General features: G+C 71.3%; 19 protein-coding genes. 4 read left to right on the top strand and 15 right to left on the bottom strand.

Annotated features, from left to right (window positions below; translation table 11 throughout):
- The first annotated feature begins 87 nt into the window (after positions 1 to 87).
- Entirely contained in the window at positions 88 to 1,947 is a 1,860-nt protein-coding gene (locus VSH64_RS14935; RefSeq protein ID WP_326836195.1) for a glycoside hydrolase family 15 protein, read from the top strand.
- A complete protein-coding gene (locus tag VSH64_RS14930; protein ID WP_326836194.1) occupies positions 1,944 to 3,248 on the top strand; it encodes an NAD(P)/FAD-dependent oxidoreductase in 1,305 nt (434 codons plus the stop codon). Before VSH64_RS14935 ends, VSH64_RS14930 begins: the two co-directional genes overlap by 4 nt.
- Here VSH64_RS14930 and zwf read toward each other — a convergent pair whose 3' ends face one another.
- From zwf to VSH64_RS14900, 6 genes are all read right to left on the bottom strand, one after another.
- Complete coding sequence (gene zwf / locus VSH64_RS14925; protein ID WP_326836193.1) at positions 3,249 to 4,649, bottom strand: glucose-6-phosphate dehydrogenase; 1,401 nt, start codon at positions 4,647 to 4,649, stop codon at positions 3,249 to 3,251.
- Positions 4,650 to 4,807: 158 nt separating this feature from the next.
- Entirely contained in the window at positions 4,808 to 5,197 is a 390-nt protein-coding gene (locus VSH64_RS14920) for a hypothetical protein (protein ID WP_326836192.1), read from the bottom strand.
- Positions 5,194 to 5,460: a hypothetical protein gene (locus VSH64_RS14915; RefSeq protein WP_326836191.1), complete on the bottom strand. Its 267-nt coding sequence runs from the start codon at positions 5,458 to 5,460 to the stop codon at positions 5,194 to 5,196. The genes VSH64_RS14920 and VSH64_RS14915 overlap by 4 nt, the downstream gene beginning before the upstream one ends.
- Positions 5,461 to 5,473: 13 nt before the next feature.
- Positions 5,474 to 6,568: a vWA domain-containing protein gene (locus tag VSH64_RS14910; protein WP_326836190.1), complete on the bottom strand. Its 1,095-nt coding sequence runs from the start codon at positions 6,566 to 6,568 to the stop codon at positions 5,474 to 5,476.
- Positions 6,561 to 7,436 (bottom strand): AAA family ATPase, encoded by an 876-nt coding sequence (locus VSH64_RS14905; RefSeq protein ID WP_326836189.1) that lies wholly within the window; start codon positions 7,434 to 7,436, stop codon positions 6,561 to 6,563. Before VSH64_RS14905 ends, VSH64_RS14910 begins: the two co-directional genes overlap by 8 nt.
- A gap of 5 nt (positions 7,437 to 7,441) precedes the next feature.
- Positions 7,442 to 7,720 carry a hypothetical protein gene (locus VSH64_RS14900; protein WP_326836188.1) on the bottom strand — a complete coding sequence of 93 codons (279 nt, stop codon included), beginning with the start codon at positions 7,718 to 7,720 and terminating at the stop codon, positions 7,442 to 7,444.
- A 99-nt stretch (positions 7,721 to 7,819) separates the two neighbouring features.
- Here VSH64_RS14900 and VSH64_RS14895 point away from each other — a divergent pair, with 99 nt between their 5' ends.
- Entirely contained in the window at positions 7,820 to 8,755 is a 936-nt protein-coding gene (locus VSH64_RS14895) for a LysR family transcriptional regulator (RefSeq protein ID WP_326836187.1), read from the top strand.
- A 9-nt stretch (positions 8,756 to 8,764) separates the two neighbouring features.
- Here the strand turns inward: VSH64_RS14895 and VSH64_RS14890 are convergent, their stop codons facing one another.
- Positions 8,765 to 9,052: a putative quinol monooxygenase gene (locus VSH64_RS14890; protein ID WP_326836186.1), complete on the bottom strand. Its 288-nt coding sequence runs from the start codon at positions 9,050 to 9,052 to the stop codon at positions 8,765 to 8,767.
- A 188-nt stretch (positions 9,053 to 9,240) separates the two neighbouring features.
- A complete protein-coding gene (locus tag VSH64_RS14885) occupies positions 9,241 to 9,399 on the bottom strand; it encodes a hypothetical protein (RefSeq protein ID WP_326836185.1) in 159 nt (52 codons plus the stop codon).
- 183 nt (positions 9,400 to 9,582) lie between these two features.
- Here VSH64_RS14885 and VSH64_RS14880 point away from each other — a divergent pair, with 183 nt between their 5' ends.
- Positions 9,583 to 9,915, top strand: a complete 333-nt coding sequence (locus VSH64_RS14880) for a hypothetical protein (RefSeq protein ID WP_326836184.1) — start codon at positions 9,583 to 9,585, stop codon at positions 9,913 to 9,915.
- 149 nt (positions 9,916 to 10,064) lie between these two features.
- On the opposite strand, the gene VSH64_RS14875 is transcribed toward VSH64_RS14880, so the two are convergent.
- The 7 genes from VSH64_RS14875 to VSH64_RS14845 form a co-directional block, all read right to left on the bottom strand.
- Complete coding sequence (locus VSH64_RS14875; protein WP_326836183.1) at positions 10,065 to 10,388, bottom strand: putative quinol monooxygenase; 324 nt, start codon at positions 10,386 to 10,388, stop codon at positions 10,065 to 10,067.
- A gap of 189 nt (positions 10,389 to 10,577) precedes the next feature.
- Positions 10,578 to 12,227 carry a chaperonin GroEL gene (gene groL, locus VSH64_RS14870; RefSeq protein WP_326836182.1) on the bottom strand — a complete coding sequence of 550 codons (1,650 nt, stop codon included), beginning with the start codon at positions 12,225 to 12,227 and terminating at the stop codon, positions 10,578 to 10,580.
- Positions 12,228 to 12,277: 50 nt separating this feature from the next.
- Positions 12,278 to 13,303 (bottom strand): NAD(P)-dependent alcohol dehydrogenase, encoded by a 1,026-nt coding sequence (locus tag VSH64_RS14865; RefSeq protein ID WP_326836181.1) that lies wholly within the window; start codon positions 13,301 to 13,303, stop codon positions 12,278 to 12,280.
- Positions 13,300 to 13,866 carry an iron-sulfur cluster assembly protein gene (locus VSH64_RS14860; protein ID WP_326836180.1) on the bottom strand — a complete coding sequence of 189 codons (567 nt, stop codon included), beginning with the start codon at positions 13,864 to 13,866 and terminating at the stop codon, positions 13,300 to 13,302. The genes VSH64_RS14865 and VSH64_RS14860 overlap by 4 nt, the downstream gene beginning before the upstream one ends.
- A complete protein-coding gene (locus VSH64_RS14855) occupies positions 13,863 to 14,897 on the bottom strand; it encodes an amidohydrolase family protein (RefSeq protein WP_326836179.1) in 1,035 nt (344 codons plus the stop codon). The genes VSH64_RS14860 and VSH64_RS14855 overlap by 4 nt, the downstream gene beginning before the upstream one ends.
- Positions 14,898 to 14,994: 97 nt before the next feature.
- Complete coding sequence (gene mimD, locus VSH64_RS14850) at positions 14,995 to 15,345, bottom strand: propane 2-monooxygenase effector subunit MimD (protein ID WP_326836178.1); 351 nt, start codon at positions 15,343 to 15,345, stop codon at positions 14,995 to 14,997.
- Entirely contained in the window at positions 15,345 to 16,445 is a 1,101-nt protein-coding gene (locus tag VSH64_RS14845; protein WP_326836177.1) for an aromatic/alkene monooxygenase hydroxylase subunit beta, read from the bottom strand. Before VSH64_RS14845 ends, mimD begins: the two co-directional genes overlap by 1 nt.
- Positions 16,446 to 16,461 lie beyond the last annotated feature (16 nt).

The raw sequence follows: 16,461 nt of genomic DNA, 5'->3' as shown, positions 1-16,461 counted from the left end.
GCGAAAGGTGATTGCCGCGCCGCCCGGTCCACCGATCGTCGAAGCAGGCCCGCGACTTCGCGTGCGCCGAATGCGAAGGAGCCTCCCGTGAACGCCACGACCTCGCCCTTCCCGCGGATCGCCGACTACGCGTTCCTGTCCGACTGCCACACCGGGGCCCTGGTGGCGCCGGACGGGTCCGTCGACTGGCTGTGCCTGCCCGCGTTCGACGCGCCGAGCAGCTTCGGCAACCTGCTCGACCGCGGGGCCGGCTCGTTCCGGTTCGGTCCCTACGGGATCAACGTGCCGACCGAGCGCGCCTACGTGCCAGGCACGAACGTGATGACCACCGCCTGGCACACGCCGCGCGGCTGGCTGCTGGTGCACGACGCCCTGACGATGGGCAAGCGCCGCGGCCCCGACACGATCACGCCCCACACGCGGCCACCGGCCGACTTCGACGCGGACCACCTGCTCGTGCGCACCGTCGAGTGCCTCGAAGGCGAGCTGGAGGTGGAGCTGGTGTGCGAGCCGGCGTTCGACTACGGACGCGAGCCGGCCGAGTGGACCATCGTCGGCGACGACCACCGCGCCGACGCGTGCGGGGCCGGCCAGACCTTCCGGCTCGCCACCGACATGCTCATCGGCATCGAGGGCGGCACCGCGCGGGCCCGGCACGTGCTCGCCAAGGGGGACAAGGCGTTCTGCGCGCTGTCGTGGGCCGAGGGCCTGGCGACGCCGGCCGACGTGGAGGACGCGCAGGCGCGGATCGACGCGACGGTGCAGTTCTGGCGCAGCTGGCTCTCCCGCGCCCGCATCCCGGACCACCCGCTGCGCCCGCCGCTGGAGCGCTCCGCCCTCACCATCAAAGGTCTCACCTACATGCCGACCGGCGCGACCGTCGCCGCACTGACCACGTCGCTGCCCGAAGCGCCGGGCGGGGAGCGCAACTGGGACTACCGTTACACGTGGATCCGCGACACCACGTTCACGCTCCAGGCGCTGCACTACCTGAACCTGGACTGGGAGGCCGGCGACTTCATGCAGTTCGTGGGCGACCTCGAACCGAACTCCGACGGCGGCCTGCAGATCATGTACGGCATCGACGGCCGCCGCGACCTGACCGAGTCCACTCGCGACGACCTCGGCGGCTACGAGGGCGCGCGGCCGGTACGCGTCGGCAACGGCGCCTTCGACCAGCGCCAGAACGACGTCTACGGCGCGGTGCTCGACTCGCTGCTGCTGCACACCGCCCGCAGCAAGCACCTGCCCCGGCGGTTGTGGCCGCTCGTCCAGTCGCAGGCGACGGCCGCGACCGCCGCGTGGCGGGATCCGGACCAGGGCATCTGGGAGGCGCGCGGCAAACCGCAGCACTACGTGTCCTCGAAGCTGATGGGCTGGGTGGCGCTCGACCGGGCCGCCAAGCTGGCGACCATCCGCGACGACGACAAGCTGGCGAGCCAGTGGCGCACGACGGCGGACGAGATCCGTGCGGACATCCTCGAAAACGGCGTGAGCGAGCGCGGAGTGTTCCGGCAGCACTACGACACCGACGCGCTGGACGCCTCGACCCTGCTCGCGGCGCTGTTCGGGTTCCTGCCGGGGTCCGACGAACGCATGCGCAAGACGGTGAACGCGATCGCCGACGAGCTCACCGAGAACGGCTATGTGCTGCGCTACAAGGTCGACGAGACCGACGACGGGTTGTCCGGCAAGGAAGGCACGTTCCTGATCTGCTCGTTCTGGCTGGTCTCCGCGCTCGCCATGGTCGGTGAGATGGACCGGGCCAGCGGCCTGCTGGAGCGGCTGCTGCGGATCGCTTCGCCGCTGGGGCTGTACGCGGAGGAGTTCGAGGTCGACCGGGCCCGGCACCTCGGCAACTTCCCACAGGCGTTCTCCCACCTCGCGCTCATCCAGGCGGCGAGCCGGATCATCCTGTCCGACTTCATGGGGGAGCTGTCGTTGTGACCGGGCAGCGCGACGTCGTGGTGCTCGGCGGCGGCCTGGCCGGCGTCGCGTGTGCCCGTCGGCTCGGGGACGAGGGCATCGGCGTGACGCTCGTCGACCGCAACGACTACCACCAGTTCCAGCCGCTGCTCTACCAGGTCGCCACCGCGCAGCTGCCCGCCGAGGACATCGCGCGCCCGCACCGGGTGATCTTCCGCGACCACCCGACGGTGGAGGTCCGCACCGCGCGCGTCACCGAGCTCGACGTCGCGGGCCTCGGCCTGACCCTGGCCGACGGCGCGAAGCTCAGCGGATCGCACCTGGTGATCGCGGCCGGCGCGCAGCCCGAGTTCTTCGGGGTGCCGGGCGCCGCCGAGCACGCGTTCCCGCTGTACTCGGTGGCCGACGCCGTGCGATTGCGCCGCCACGTGCAGGACCTGGTGCGGGCGGTCGCGGACAAGGAGCTCGGCCAGGACGCCCTCGACATCGTGGTGGTCGGCGGCGGGCCGACCGGGGTCGAGATCACCGGCGCGCTCACCGAGCTGATGGCCGCCCTCGCCTCCACGGACCACATCCCCCACGCCGGGCGGATCTTCCTGATCGACCGCGGCAGCGCCCTGCTCGGCGCCTTCTCCCACCGGTCGCACGAATACGCGCACAAGCGGCTCACCGACCACGGCGCCGAGCCGCGGCTCGACACGGGCGTGGCGGCGGTGCACGCCGACCGGGTGGAGCTCGACGACGGCACCGCTATCCCGACCCGCACCGTGATCTGGGGCGGCGGCGAATCGGCGGCACCCGTGGTGCAGGCCGCCCCCGGGCTGGAGCCGGGCCGGGGAGGGCGGGTCGACGTGCTGCCCGACTTGACGGTGAAGGGCCACCCCGACGTGTACGCGATCGGCGACGCCGCGAACATCCCGGTCCGGCACGGCAAAACGCTGCCGCAGCTGGGTTCCGTGGCCCAGCAGTCCGGCGAGTGGGCCGCCGCCAACATCCTGCGCCGGCGCGCCGGGCAGCCGGCGAAACCGTTCCACTACAAGGACAAGGGCATCATGGCGATGATCGGCCGCAACGCCGCCGTCGCCGAGGTCGGCAAGCACCGCCACCAGATCGACGGCCCGCTCGCGTTCGCCGCCTGGCTCGGGGTCCACGCCATGCTGCTGAGCGGGGTGCACAGCAAGGTCGACGCGTTCCTTTCGTGGGCGTGGGACTACTTCGAGCGCGACCACGCCGCCACGGTCGAGTGGTCCGCGCGACCCCACCGCATCGTCTGGAGCGACGACGACGCGGACCACCCGCACATCTCGCTCGGCCGGAGCTGATCAGCCCGCCGTCCACGGCGTGCGCCAGCCGCCGAACCCGGCCGCGATCTCACGCGCCTCGACCGGCCCCCAGGTGCCGGGCTCGTAGCTGCGCACCGGCGACGGGGCGTCGAGCAGCGGCTGCATGACCCGCCAGGTCTCCTCGACGCCGTCCTGGCGCGAGAAGCGGGTGCTGTTGCCGATCATCGCCGCGTGCAGCAGGACCTCGTACGGGGTCGGCCCCTCGCCGCCCTCCTGCGCGAACTCCATGTCGAGCTCGATGGGCGCGATCCGGGCGACGTCGGCGCGGAACGCGTCGACCTGGATCCGGACGCCGGTCGACGGGTCGAGCCGCAGCACGAGCTGGTTCGGTTCCGCCCGCGGCCCGACCAGCCCGAACCCCAGCTTGGGCGGGCGTTTGAACACCAGCCGCAGCTCCGTCTGCGTCACCGGCAGCCGCTTGCCGGTGCGGATGAAGAACGGCACGCCGGCCCAGCGCCAGTTCTCGATGTCGAGCCGCAGCGCTGCGAACGTCTCGGTGGCCGAGTCCCGCGCGACGCCGTCGATGTCGCGGTAGCCGCGGTACTGCCCGCGCACGTAGTGGGCCGGGTTGGCCTCCACCACCGCCCGGAAGAGACCGACCTGCGATTCCTTCAGCGTCACCGGATCGCCGCGCGACGGCGGCTCCATCGCGGCGGCCGCGACCACCTGCATGAGGTGGTTGACCACGACGTCGCGCAACGCGCCGACCGGGTCGTAGAAGTGCCCGCGGTCCTCGACGCCGAAGCTCTCCGCCATCGTGATCTCCACGCACTCGAGGTAGTTGCGGCTCCACAGCGGCTCGAGGATGGCGTTGGCGAAGCGCAGGTGGAGGATCTCCTGCAGCCCCATCTTCCCCAGGTAGTGGTCGACCCGGAACAGCTGCGCCTCGTCGACGTACTGGTGCAGCTCGTCGGCGAGCGCCCGCGCGGAGCGCTGGTCGTGGCCGAACGGCTTCTCGATCACGATCCGGGCGCCGGTGGTGAGCCCGGCTTCGGACAGGCCCTCCACCACCCGGGCGAACAGGAACGGCGGGATCTCCAGGTAGAACACCGGTGTCGTGGCGCCTTTCACGACGGCGCGCACGCGGTCGTAGGTCGCCGGGTCGCCGAAGTCGCCACTGACGTAGGACAGCTTGGCCGCGAACCGGTCGAACACCGTCTCGTCGAGGTCGCCGGTCGCTTCGATCGACGACCGGGCGCGGGCGACGAGCCGCTCCTGCGTCCAGTCGTCGGCGGCCACCCCGACGACGGGGCAGGTGAGCAGGCCGCGCGCCTCGAGCCGGTAGAGCGACCGGAAGGTCATCACCTTCGCCAGGTCGCCGGTGATCCCGAAGACCACGAGGACGTCCGCCCGCGGCGGCTCGCCGGCTGTCGCTGTCATCCCTGCCTCCAGCTCCGTGACGACGGATCGCGGGTCGCGGTCGGGTCCGGTCGGTCCAAGCGGGTCCAAGCGGGTCCGGTCGGGTCCGGTCGGGTCCGCGAGCATCGTCACCGCCGACGGCGGGGCCGGGCCTCATCCGTGGAGGATGAGAGGGGCGCTCAGCGTTCGTGGCCGATCCACTCCTGCCGCCACGTGTGGTCGAACTGGGCTTCGTTGCAGCGCGGGTGGTACACGGCCACCAGTTCGCGCACGATCTGCTCACGGTGGGCGCGCAGGCCACCCGGGACCTCGTAGGTGGCGATGTGCAGCTTCCACCGCGAGCCGGCGCGGGTGGTCCAGCACGGGGCGCGCGGGTGGCGGAAGGGCAGGCCCGCCTGGGAGAGGTCGTCGGCGTGGCCGGTGTAGAGCACGGCGTAGCGCGTGGGCCGGGCGTCGGGGTCGGGCAGGTAGAGCACGGCGTACACCGCGGCGAGTGCGGGCGGGGTCCAGCCGCCGAGCAGGCGCGGGCCGGCGAAGGGGTAACCCGAGGCCGGGCCGAGGCGGATCACTCGTGCTCGCCGAGCGCTTCGACGCGGCCGATCGGCAGCGTCGGCAGGCCGGCGATCCGGGCGGCGCGCCGGAACTCCGCGGTGGCCAGGGCGATCGCCTTCTCGCGGTCGGGGGCCTCCACGAGCAGGCGGGCGCCGTAGCTGGTGGTGCCGATGCCGCTGGCGATGCCGCCCGAAGCGGCCACCGCGTCGGCCAGGTTCACGATCTCCTCGCGGGTGAACACGCGTTCGCCGTCCGCCTCGAGTCCCACGCTCCACCGCATCGCCGGTCGCTCCTCACCGGACTCGCGGCAGCGCCGCCGCGAGCTCCTCCAGGCTGCGCAGGTCGTGGCCGGTCACCAGCAGGTCCACGCACGGCGCGGCGATCCTCATCCCCAGCGAGCCCGTGGCGCCGTGCGGGTTGGCCCACACCAACCGGTGGCACAGCCGCGAAAGCCGCCGCACCGCCCGGGCCAGCACGTCGGGGTCACCGCGGTCGAAGCCGTCGGAACAGATCACGACCACGCCGCCGCGGCACCGGCCGCGCCGGCCGTGGGTGCGCACGAACTCGTCGAGCGCGGCACCGATCCGGGTGCCGCCCTCCCAGTCGACCACGGCCTCGGCCGCGCGCGCCAGGGCTTCGTCGGCGTCGCGCGTGCCCAGCTGCGCGGTGATGCGGGTGAGCCGGGTGCCGAAGCAGAACACCTCGACCTTCGCGGCGGCCCGGTGCGCGGAGTAGGCGAACTGCAGCAGCGTGCGCGAATGGGCGGCCATCGACCCGGACACGTCGAGCAGGAGGATCAGCGGCCGCAGCCGCACCCGGCGTTCGCGCCAGAGCAGCGCGCGGGGTTCCCCGAACGTCCGCAGGCCGGCGCGGATCGTGCGGCGCAGATCCGGTTCGCCGCCCTTGCGGGCGGGCCGGGTGCGGCGCGTGCGGCGGCTCGGCGGGGTGAGCCGCAGCCGGGCCACGGCGCGGCGGATCGCCGCCAGCTCCTCCGGGGTGCAGGCGCTGAACGCCTTGCGCTTGAGACTGTCCACATCGGACGCGCTGAGCCCGAGCGGCGCGTCGGTCTCGCGCTCGTCGGCCGTGCCCTCGGGTCCGGGCAGCGCCGGCGCCGCGTCGGCGGCCTGCTCGGCGAGGATCGTGAGCAGGCCGGGCGGCGGGTCGTCGGTGCCGAGGAAGTAGCGGCGGAACGTCTCGTCGTAGCGGGGGAGATCCTCGTGGCGCTTGAGCAACGTGGTGCGCCCGCCCCAGTAGACGTCGGCGAGGTCGGTGGTGTCGAGCACCGTCATCGCGCGGCAGTGGGTGAGCGCGTCGCCCGAGCCCACCGGCAGGCCGGCTTCGCGCAGGGCCCGCGCGAAACCCGTGAGCACGCGGGTGAGCTCAGCCACCGGAGGTGAGCTCCGCGAGGTGCGCGCGCACCACGTCGAGGTCGTCTCGGTCCTTCACCACGGCGCCGAGGGTGTCGGCGACGGCGCGTTCGTCGAGCGTGTCGTCGCCGAGGAACCGCAGCATGCGCGCCCAGTCGATCGTCTCGGCGACGCCGGGCGGCTTCGCCAGGTCGAGCTCCCGCAGCCGCCGCACCGCGGCCACGACCTGGCGCACCAGGGCCGGCTCGACGCCGGGCTCGCGCACCCGCACGATCTCGGCCTCGCGGTCGGCGCCCGGGTAGTCGAGCCAGTGGTAGAGGCAGCGGCGCTTGAGCGCGTCGTGCAGCTCGCGGGTGCGGTTGGACGTGAGCACGACCAGCGGCGGGCTGGGCGCCACGATGGTGCCGATCTCGGGCACGGTCACCTGGAAATCCGACAGCAGCTCGAGCAGGAAGGCCTCGAACTCGTCGTCGGCGCGGTCGATCTCGTCCACGAGCAGCACCGCCCCGGCGCCGGCGCGCACGGCGGCCAGTAGCGGCCGTTCGACGAGGAACTCGGGCCCGAACAGCTCCTCGGTGACCTCGGCGGACCCGGCCTGGTGGTCCTGCAGCGCGCGGATGCGCAGCAGTTGGCGGGCGTAGTCCCACTCGTAGAGGGCCTGCGCCGTGTCGATGCCCTCGTAGCACTGGAGCCGGATGAGGCGGCGGCCGAGCACGGTGGCCAGCGTTTTCGCGACTTCCGTCTTGCCGACGCCGACCTCGCCCTCCAGCAGCACGGGCCGGTGCAGCCGCAGCCCCACGAGCAGCGCGGTGGCGAGGCCGCGGTCGGCGAGGTACCCGCCGTCGTGCAGGGCGGCGGTGAGGCCCGCGACGGTGTCCGGCTCGGCCATCGGCGTCAGTGCTGCCCGTGGTGGTCTGGCGGTGGGTCGGGCTGGTCGTCCGGGCCGAGCACGAGGTCACGCACCGTGGTCGTGCCGGGCGTGAGTTTCCCTTCGCGCGCGAGCTGGTCGTGCCACGCGGCGTGCAGATCGCCGTTCTCCGCGAGCCCGCCGAACCCGACGGCCGACATGTTCTTGCACGCGCGCTGGGGCCCGCAGGCCTCCACCACCTCGTCGGCGTCCTGGCCCGGGGCGCGCCAGACCTCACGCAGGACTTGCAGCGCTTCGTCGTCCATGGGGCGAGTGAACACCGCGGCGGGGGTTTCGCCGGGCTGGATTAACCCTTTGCTTAAGGAGTATCGTCCGGGATCCGGGGTTACCGAGAGTATTTGACCATGACACTGGGCCAGCTCAACGCGTTCGTCCTGGTGGCGAGACTGGGGTCGGTCACCGATGCCGCGAAGGCGCTCGGCGTGAGCGAGCCGGCGGTGTCCCAGGCGCTGGCCGCGCTGCGCCAGCACCACGGCGACAAGCTGCTCATCAAGCGCTCCGGCGGCATGACCCTCACCGCGGGCGGCAGCCGCCTGCTGCCGATCGCCTCGCAGATGGTGGCGCTCGGCGCGGAGGCCGACGCCGCCGTGCGGCAGGCCAACGGCGTCGCCGCGCGCCTGCAGCTGGCCGTGACGAGCGAGATCGCGGAGTTCGTGGCCAACCCGCTGCTGGAGGCCTTCACGCGAAGATCCGGCAACGCGATCGACGCGTCCTCCGGGGTCGCGCGCACGGCCGAGCTGCCCGTGCTGGTCACCAACCGGCTCGCCGACGTGGCCCTGGGCCCCGAGGTGACCGGCGACCTCGACTGCACACCGATCTTCCGCGCGTCGCTCGTGGTGGTCGGCTCGCCGCACTGCCGCCACCAGGGCAGCCCGGCGCACTGGCCGTGGCTGCTCGACCCCGCGGGCGCCGACCCGGGCAGCGACACCGGCCGGCTGCTCGCCCGCCTCGGCGTGCCCGACGACGCGATCCAGGTCTTCCCCAACCAGACCGCCGCCTGGTCGGCCGCGGCCAGCGGCGGCGGCGTCTCGGTGGCGCTGGAGCACCTCGTGGCGCCACAACTGCGCCGGCACGAGCTCACCGTGGTGCCCACACGCCACACGCCGATGTCCACGTGCTGGTACGTGACCACCCTGCCCACCGACCGCCGCACCGGCGCCGCCAACTCCCTGCGCCACTTCCTCGCCACCCCGGCGGCGATGCACGTGATGCGCGCCCCGGGCAGCGGCGTGCCGCCTTCGCGGTTCAGACCGCCGGTGTACGTCACGATCTGGTCGTGAGCCCGTTCGTCAGGTCAGGGAGCGCTCGCCGGTCACGTCGTACTCGGCCACCTCGGCGCCGAGGAGATCGGCGTTCTGCTCGTCACTCGGCCCGCTGCCCCGGAACGCTTCCACAGCCTCCCGCGACTCCCACCGCTCGAACACGACGATGCGGCCGGGGTCCAGCAGGTCGGCGGTCAGGGCGAACCCGAGACAACCCGGCGCGGCGCGCGCCTGCTCGACCACGTCGACGCAGCCCGCGAGGTACGCGTCCCTCCGCCCGGGCTCGACGACGAGATACCCGGCGACGATGATCATCGGTGGCCTTTCCAGTCTGTGCGCAGCTTCGGCCTGGCCGGGTGATTTCCGCGTGGCGGCGCGATTCGGCGCAATGGCGTTTCGGCGTGCCGGTGCTCGGGGGCATTTTCCGACCATTTCCAGCGGATTTTTCACCGACGATTTTGCTCGGCAACGCAGTTGTCAAGACGCGAATTGCGGCGGATTTTTCACCGCGGCAGCGGCTTTCCCGTATTCCCCGTGACGAGGTGCCCGAGGCTCACCCCCACGCCGACTCCCACCTCGGCCGCCCAGGCGAAGCCGAGGGCGGTGGTGAGCGCGATGCTCAGCACGAGACCGGGCTCTTCCTTGCGGGATAACGGTTTCACCCCCTCCGGTGTTCTTCGTGGTGTACTGGTCCGCTCCTGCGCGGATGCTGTCATGTCCCCACCGTCCGTCGAGTCAGCGGCGTCCACGCTAACAACGTGAGCCGCCGTGGCCGGCGACTTCACCCGGACGTTGTAATCGGCGGGCATCATCGGACCAGACCCTTCGGCGACAGGAGCGACCACATGGGACTCAAGGACATCACCGCCTCGACCACCGAGCTCTACACCGCATCCCGCGTCTTCGGCCCACCGGTCGACAAGGATGGCATCGTTGTCATCCCGGCCGCCATGATCACCGGCGGCGGGGGCGGCGGCCAGGAGGGCCCGGACAAGGAAGGCCTCGGCTTCGGGCTGTTCGCGCGCCCCACCGGCGCCTTCGTGATCCGCGGCGGCACGGTCAGCTGGGTCCCCGCCGTCGACCTCACGGCGTGGGGCATCACGGCCGGCGTGGTGGTGATCTCGCTGGCGTGGATCCTGAGCCGCGCGGCGAGGCGGAAGCGGGGGAGACGGCACTAGAAGGGCACTGGACAGGCGCCAGAACAGCGCCACAAAACCGCCACAAAACCGCCACAAAACCGCCAGAAGACCACCGCAACCCACACAAAAACCCGGCCGGAACCGGACCTGTCTCGGAGGTCCGGCCCCGGCCGGGGTGGTGGGAGCGGTCAGTCGATGCGGAGCTCCGCCATGGGGCTCCAGCCGGCGCCCGGGGCGTCGAGGCTGATGATCTCGGGGGTGCGGGCGAGGACGTCGGGCATCCAGGCCATGGCGCGCGCGAAGTGGGCCGACGACACGTGCGCGCGGCCGGCGTCGGGGTCGGCGAAGGCTTCGACCAGCACGAACTGGTGGGGCAGGTCGACGCTGCGGGACCATTCGGAGAAGAGAGTCCCGGGTTCGCGCCGGGTGGCGAGGGTGAACTCGTCGACCAGGCCGAGCCAGTGTTCGGCGCGCTCGGGGCGCACCGTGAACTTCACGACGATGAAGATCATGCTGTCCTCCGCTCGACGCCGGATTACCGGGCGTGAGCCGGGTGCCGCGACCACCCGTGCCCACGACCGGCCGCGGCTCCCGGCGGGCGTCCCGTGCCGGGAACCGGGATCGGGAACGCCGGGCGCCACTGCCCGGCGTTGATCCGCGAGCCGGCCGGCGGGTGGGGGTGCCACCCGCCGGCGCGGAGCTCAGTAGATGTTCGAGGGCCGGACCATGCCCTCGGCGAGGTCGCCGAAGCCGGGGGCGATGATGGCGCCCGGGTTCTGCACGATCTCCTCGACCACGAGCGTTTCCGTGGTCAGCAGCAGGGCCGCGATCGAGGCCGCGCTCTGCAGGGCCGAGCGGGTCACCTTGAGCGGGTCGATCACGCCGGCCTGGAACAGGTCGCCGTACTCGCCGGTCATGGCGTTGAAGCCGACCCCGAGCGGCGCGGAGCCGACCTCGCCGAGCACCTCGTCGCCGTCGTAGCCGGCGTTGATGGCGATCCAGCGCAGCGGCTCGGCCAGGGCGCGGCGCACGATGTCGCGGCCCACGGCGGCGTCGCCGGTCAGCTCCAGGCCGTCGAGCTCGACGCGGGCCTGCACCAGCGCCGTGCCGCCGCCCGCGACGATGCCCTCCTCGATCGCGGCGCGCGTCGCGGACAGCGAGTCCTCCACGCGGTGCTGCTTCTCCCGCAGCTCGACCTCGGTGGCCGCGCCGACGTGGATCACCGCGACACTGCCGGAGAGCCGTGCGATCCGCGCCTGCAGGCTGTCCTGGTCGTGCTCGTTCTCGGCCCGCTCCAGCTCGCGCTTGATCTGCTCGATCCGCGCCGACACGGCGGTGTCGTTGCCCGCGCCGCCCACCAGCGTGGTGCTGTTCTCGGTGATGGTGATGCGCCGGCAGCGGCCCAGCTGCTCCAGGCGCACCGCGTCGATGCTCTGCCCCGCGTCGCCGGTGATCACCTCGCCGCCGGTGAACACGCCGAGGTCCGAGAGCTCCGCGATCCGCCGGTGCCCGAAGCCCGGCGCCCGCACCACGACCGAGCGGAACGTGTTGTGCACGTTGTTCGCCACGAGCATGCCCAGCGCGGGCCCGTCCACGTTCTCCGAGATGATCACCAGCGGCTTCTGCGTGCGGGTCACCTGCTCCAGGACCGGCATCAGCGTCTGCACCTTCGAGATCTTCTCGTTGGTGAGCAGGATGTACGGGTCCTCGAACACCGTCTCCATGCGGTCCTTGTCGGTGGCCATGTACGGCGAGATGTAGCCGTTGTCGAACTCCACGCCGTCCACGAAGTTCACTTGCAGCCCGAACGCCGGCGACTCCTCCACCGTGACCACCCCGCCGAGCCCGACGCGGCCCATCGCCTCGGCGATGATGTCTCCGATCTCCGGGTCGTTGTTGGCCGAGAGCGTGGCGACGTGGGCGAGGTCGGCCGACTCCGTGACCTCGCGCGCCGAAGCCTGCAGCACCTCGACCACACGCTGCACGGCCTTCTGGATGCCGTTCTTCAGCAGCTGCGGGTTGGCGCCCTCGTCGACCGCGCGCAGGCCTTCCCGCACGATCGCCTGCGCCAGCACGGTGGCGGTCGTCGTGCCGTCACCGGCCACGCCGTTGGTCTTCATCGCCACCTCCTTCACCAGCTGCGCGCCCATGTTGGCGAACGGGTTGCGCAGCTGGATCTCCTTGGCGATGGTCACGCCGTCGTTCGTGATCGTGGGCGCTCCGGTGAGCTTCTCGATCACGGCGTTGCGTCCCTTGGGGCCGAGCGTCACCTTCACCGCGTCGGCGAGCGCGTTCACGCCCGACTCCAGCAGCTGGCGTGCTTCGACGTTGAACCGCAAGTCCTTGGCCATGTCTTACCTTTCCGTACGGAGGTCGTGGTCGCGGCTGAACCTGCCGGCGGTCAGGGCACGAGGATCGCCCGGCCGCGGACGAGGCCGCGGTCCAGGTCGTCGAGCGCCTTCTCGAAGTCCGTCAGGGCGTACGTGCTGGTGTGCAGCGCGACTTTTCCTTGCGCGGCAAGCACCATGAGCTCGGCGAGATCCGCGTAGGACCCGACGAGGTTGCCGACGAAGTTGATTTCGGTGGAGATGATGTCGATGGTCGGCACCGCCAGCGTCCCGCCGTAGCCGACCACGTAGTAGTTCCCGGCGCGCCGCAGCATCTTCACGCCGGCTTCGATCGCGCCGCCTTCGCCCACGAAGTCGACGACGGCTTCCGCGCCTTCGCCGTTCGTGAGGTCCAGCACCGCTTGGGCTTCCGTGCCGTCGGCCACCACGAGGTGGTCGGCGCCGAGCTCGCCCGCGAGCTTCAGCGCTTCCGGCGACCGGTCGACCACGATCAGCTCCGCGGCGCTGATCGCCTTGAGCACCTGCACGCCGATGTGGCCCAGGCCGCCCGCGCCGATCGACACCACGCGGTCACCCGGGCGCAGGTGCGCCGCCGCCTTGCGGGCCGCGTGGTAGGCGGTGAGCCCCGCGTCGGCGAGTGCCGCCACGGCCGCCGGTTCCAGCGCCGGGTCCAACTTAACCACAGCACGGGCGTTGGTGCGCAAGTATTCCGCGTAACCACCGTCACGGTCGATGCCCGGGAACGCCGACTGTACACAGTGGACGTCGTCGCCCGCGCGGCACGCCCGGCACAGCCCGCACGTGGCGAGCGGGTGCAGGATCACCGGGTCGCCCACGGACACCGACGTCACGCCCTCGCCGACCTCGGCCACCCAGCCCGCGTTCTCGTGGCCGAGCGTGTAGGGCAGCGTCACGCCGGACTTCTCGGCCCACTGCCCGTCGATGATGTGCAGATCCGTGCGGCACACCCCGGCGCCGCCGATCCGCACCACCACGTCGAGCGGGCCTTCCACCCGGGCGTCGGGCACGTCGACGAGCTCGGGGGTGCGGTCGTAACCGCGCAGCTGCACCGCTTTCACGACGGCACCTCCTCCCGCACCTCGTCGCCGGGCCGCGTCCGCCGCGACCGTCCTTTGTGGTCGATATCCACCCGCGCGAACCGCAGCAGGCTCTCGTGGTCCGGGGTCCTCGGCAGGACCCCGAGCCGGCCCGCGGGCGGCGCGTCGACCTGCCAGCCCTCGTCCACCAGCCGGCGCACGGCCCGTTCGAGACAGCCCAGGTGGGCCGTGCGCGGGAACTTCCCCCGCGCCGCGACCGGCGACACCCCCACCTCGCCGGTCTCGCTCTCGAAACCGGCCACGGGGTGGTCCTCCAGTACGATGTCGACCGTGTCCACACACGGCAGCGCGAACACCGCGTCGTGCGCGTCGGCCACGGTCTCGTACGCCGAATTCGGTGCGCAGAAACAGGTCGGCAGGCGCAGCCGCACGGAAACCGCGTGACCGCGGTCCTCGCGCAGGCGCACCTCGACCCCGGCCACGAACCCGAGGTTGGTGATCGGCTCGTGGAACTCGGGATCCACCACGGTGGCCAGCGCGCGCCACACCCGCGCGGTGAGCGTCTCCGCCGTCGCCGCGGTCACGCGCCCGCTCCCGAACCGGCACCCACGGCCGCGCGGGTCCCCGCCATGCCGGCGGTCACCTCCGCGGGCACCTCGAGGTCGTAGAGCCCCGCGGCGTTGAGCCCGAGGATCTTCTTCTTCGCGTCGGTGCTCAGCGTGCCGTAGTCACCCTGCATGTCCTCGGGGAACTGGAAGTCCACGAACGATTCGACGAGCCACTTCGGCTGCCAGATCGCGTAGTCGCTGGCGAAGGTGATGCGGTTCTCGCCGAGCCAGTAGAGCAGCTCGCCCACGATCTGTGCGAAGTAGCGCGGCCGCGCGTGGATGAACGGCATCGCCACGGCCAGTCCGCCGTACACGTTCGGCTCCTGCGTGGCGATCCAGCAGAAGTCCTCCAGTCGCGGCAGGCCCACGTGCTCCACCACGAAGTTCAGGTTCGGGAACGCGTTCGCCGCCTCGTCCACGTCGGCCACGTCGAAGTCGTCGCGCACCAGCGCGTCGATCGCCGGTCCTTTGTGGACGTGCACGTTGCGGATCCCGAGCTGCTCACACTTCTCCAGATAGCGGTAGCACCACGGATCCGAGAGCTGCCAGCCCTTCGACTCGCCCTTCCACTCGGCCGTGTACAACGTCACGCCCTTGAGGTCCCACCTCGCCGCCAGCGCCTCGAGCTTCTCCAGCCCGGCCTCGCCGTCGCGAGGGTCGAAGGCGCCGTTGACGATGAACTTGCCGGGGTGGTTCTCCGCGACCGCCCCGTCCTGTTCGGTGGTGCTGAAGCCGTTCACGTAGAAGTCGGTGAGGTAGGTCGGCTGGAAGATCGCCTTGTCCACGTGTCCCGCGGTGAACAGGTCGTCGACCATCGTCTCCTCGGAGTACTTGCCGAACTTCTCCAGCGACCACAGCCACTCCGAAGGGCTCAGCGAGCGGTGGTGGTCGTAGAAGCACTCGATGAAGCCCTTGCCGTACCGGTTGGCCTGGTTGGCCGGCGAGCCGTCCCAGAAGTGCACGTGGCTGTCGACGATGAAGTAGCTCTCGCCGTCCTTGCGGTACATGGGGAGTCCTTTCGCGGGAAGGGCCCCGGGGCCGGGGCCGGGACGGCGAGCACCGTCCCGGCCCCGGCCCCCCTCGGGGCGAACCGGTGTGCGCGGGCTACTCGACCGGTTCGAGGTCGAAGTCGATGTACTCGGCCGCGTCCTCGGGGTTGGCGAACAGCACCGTCTCGTCGTCGAGGTGGACCATGCGCCCGTAGTGGGTCGACATGATCTCCTCGAAGTCCGGCTGCCCGAAGTCGAACCCGATCGCCTCTGAGATCTCGTCCCAGTTGAAGATGATCTTGTTCGTGCCGTCCACGCGGATCATGGACGGGTACTCCGCCACCGTGACACCGGCCTTGCCGCGCATGATGTCGGCGACGACGTAGCCGTTCTGGTTGTTCATCAGGGTGACGCCGCACATGTTGGACGCGGTGCGGTCGACGGTGAACTGCCTACTGGCGGTCATCAGAGCAGCCCCTTCGGTTCGTCGAGCGAGAGTTCGGACAGGAGGGTGCGCAGGCCGGTGACCGACGCGTCCCACGACTCGGCGAAGGAAACGACCTTCTCCTGCGGCTGCGACCAGATCGGCTGCAGCGCGCGGGCGGCGGCCACCGACACCGGCACCCACTTCTCGAGCCACCCGGTGAGCACCTGCTTGTTGTGCGCGGAGTGCTCGGCGTCGCTGGTGAGCATGGCGAACAGGGCCCGCGTGTAGGAGCGGTCCCGCTCGTAGTCGTGCTCGCCGGCCCCGACCACGGTCGGGGTCACGTAGTCGCCGTTGCGGGCGGCCACCTGCATCACCAGGTGGCTGCGGAACAGCACACCCACGAGCGACTCGAACACCACGTTGGCCGCGAAGAGCGACTCGGCCCAGTCGCCGATCGCGGTCAGGCGCTCCACGTTCTCGCGCACGCCCTGCCACACCGGGTCCTCGTGCCACACCGAACGGTGCACCGAGCCGTCGAAGTCGATGCCCGAGTCGGTCACGTCCAGGTTGTACAGCGCGAGGTCCTGGGCGAAGCGCAGCTTGTGCGCGGTGTTCACGGCGATCGCGTTGTTGATCATGTTCGTCGGGGCCGAACGCTGCTCCGAGCAGAACACGTGCATGCCGAGACCGTGCTCGGCGTGCATCCACGCACCGAGGTGGCGCTCCACGAACTTGGCCCAGCTCGGCGCCCAGTTCTGGTAGGCGCCGGCCTTCTTGGCGTTCGCGAGGTTGAGCTGGATCTGCCGGACGACGTTGGAGTTGTTCCGGAAGATCGTCTGTTCCCACTCCTCGTTGGGGTCGAGGAACTGGTGCCAGTTGCCGGACTTGAGCTCCGTCCACTCCTTCGGGTAGCCGCCGGGGCCGTCCGCGAAGCCGTAGATCCAGCCCTGCGAGAGGTGCCGGTCGGGGTCGGGCTGGACGTCGAAGGTCACGTCCTCGTACATCGTCGCGCGCATCTTGCGCGGCTTGAAGTAGTTGTAGCTGCGGCTCTTCGAGCTCGGGAAGTCCAGCAACCCGGCTTCGGCGCCCGTGAACTCGGGCTTCGGGAAGCTCTGCTGGGGCTTTTCCGTACTGACCATGAGCACACCTCTCTGT

The sequence above is a fragment of the Amycolatopsis rhabdoformis genome, from assembly GCF_035918295.1.
GTDB classification, from domain to species: domain Bacteria; phylum Actinomycetota; class Actinomycetes; order Mycobacteriales; family Pseudonocardiaceae; genus Amycolatopsis; species Amycolatopsis rhabdoformis.
The sequence above is the reverse complement of the archived record's forward strand: the minus strand, read 5'-3'. Positions and strand labels throughout refer to the sequence as shown.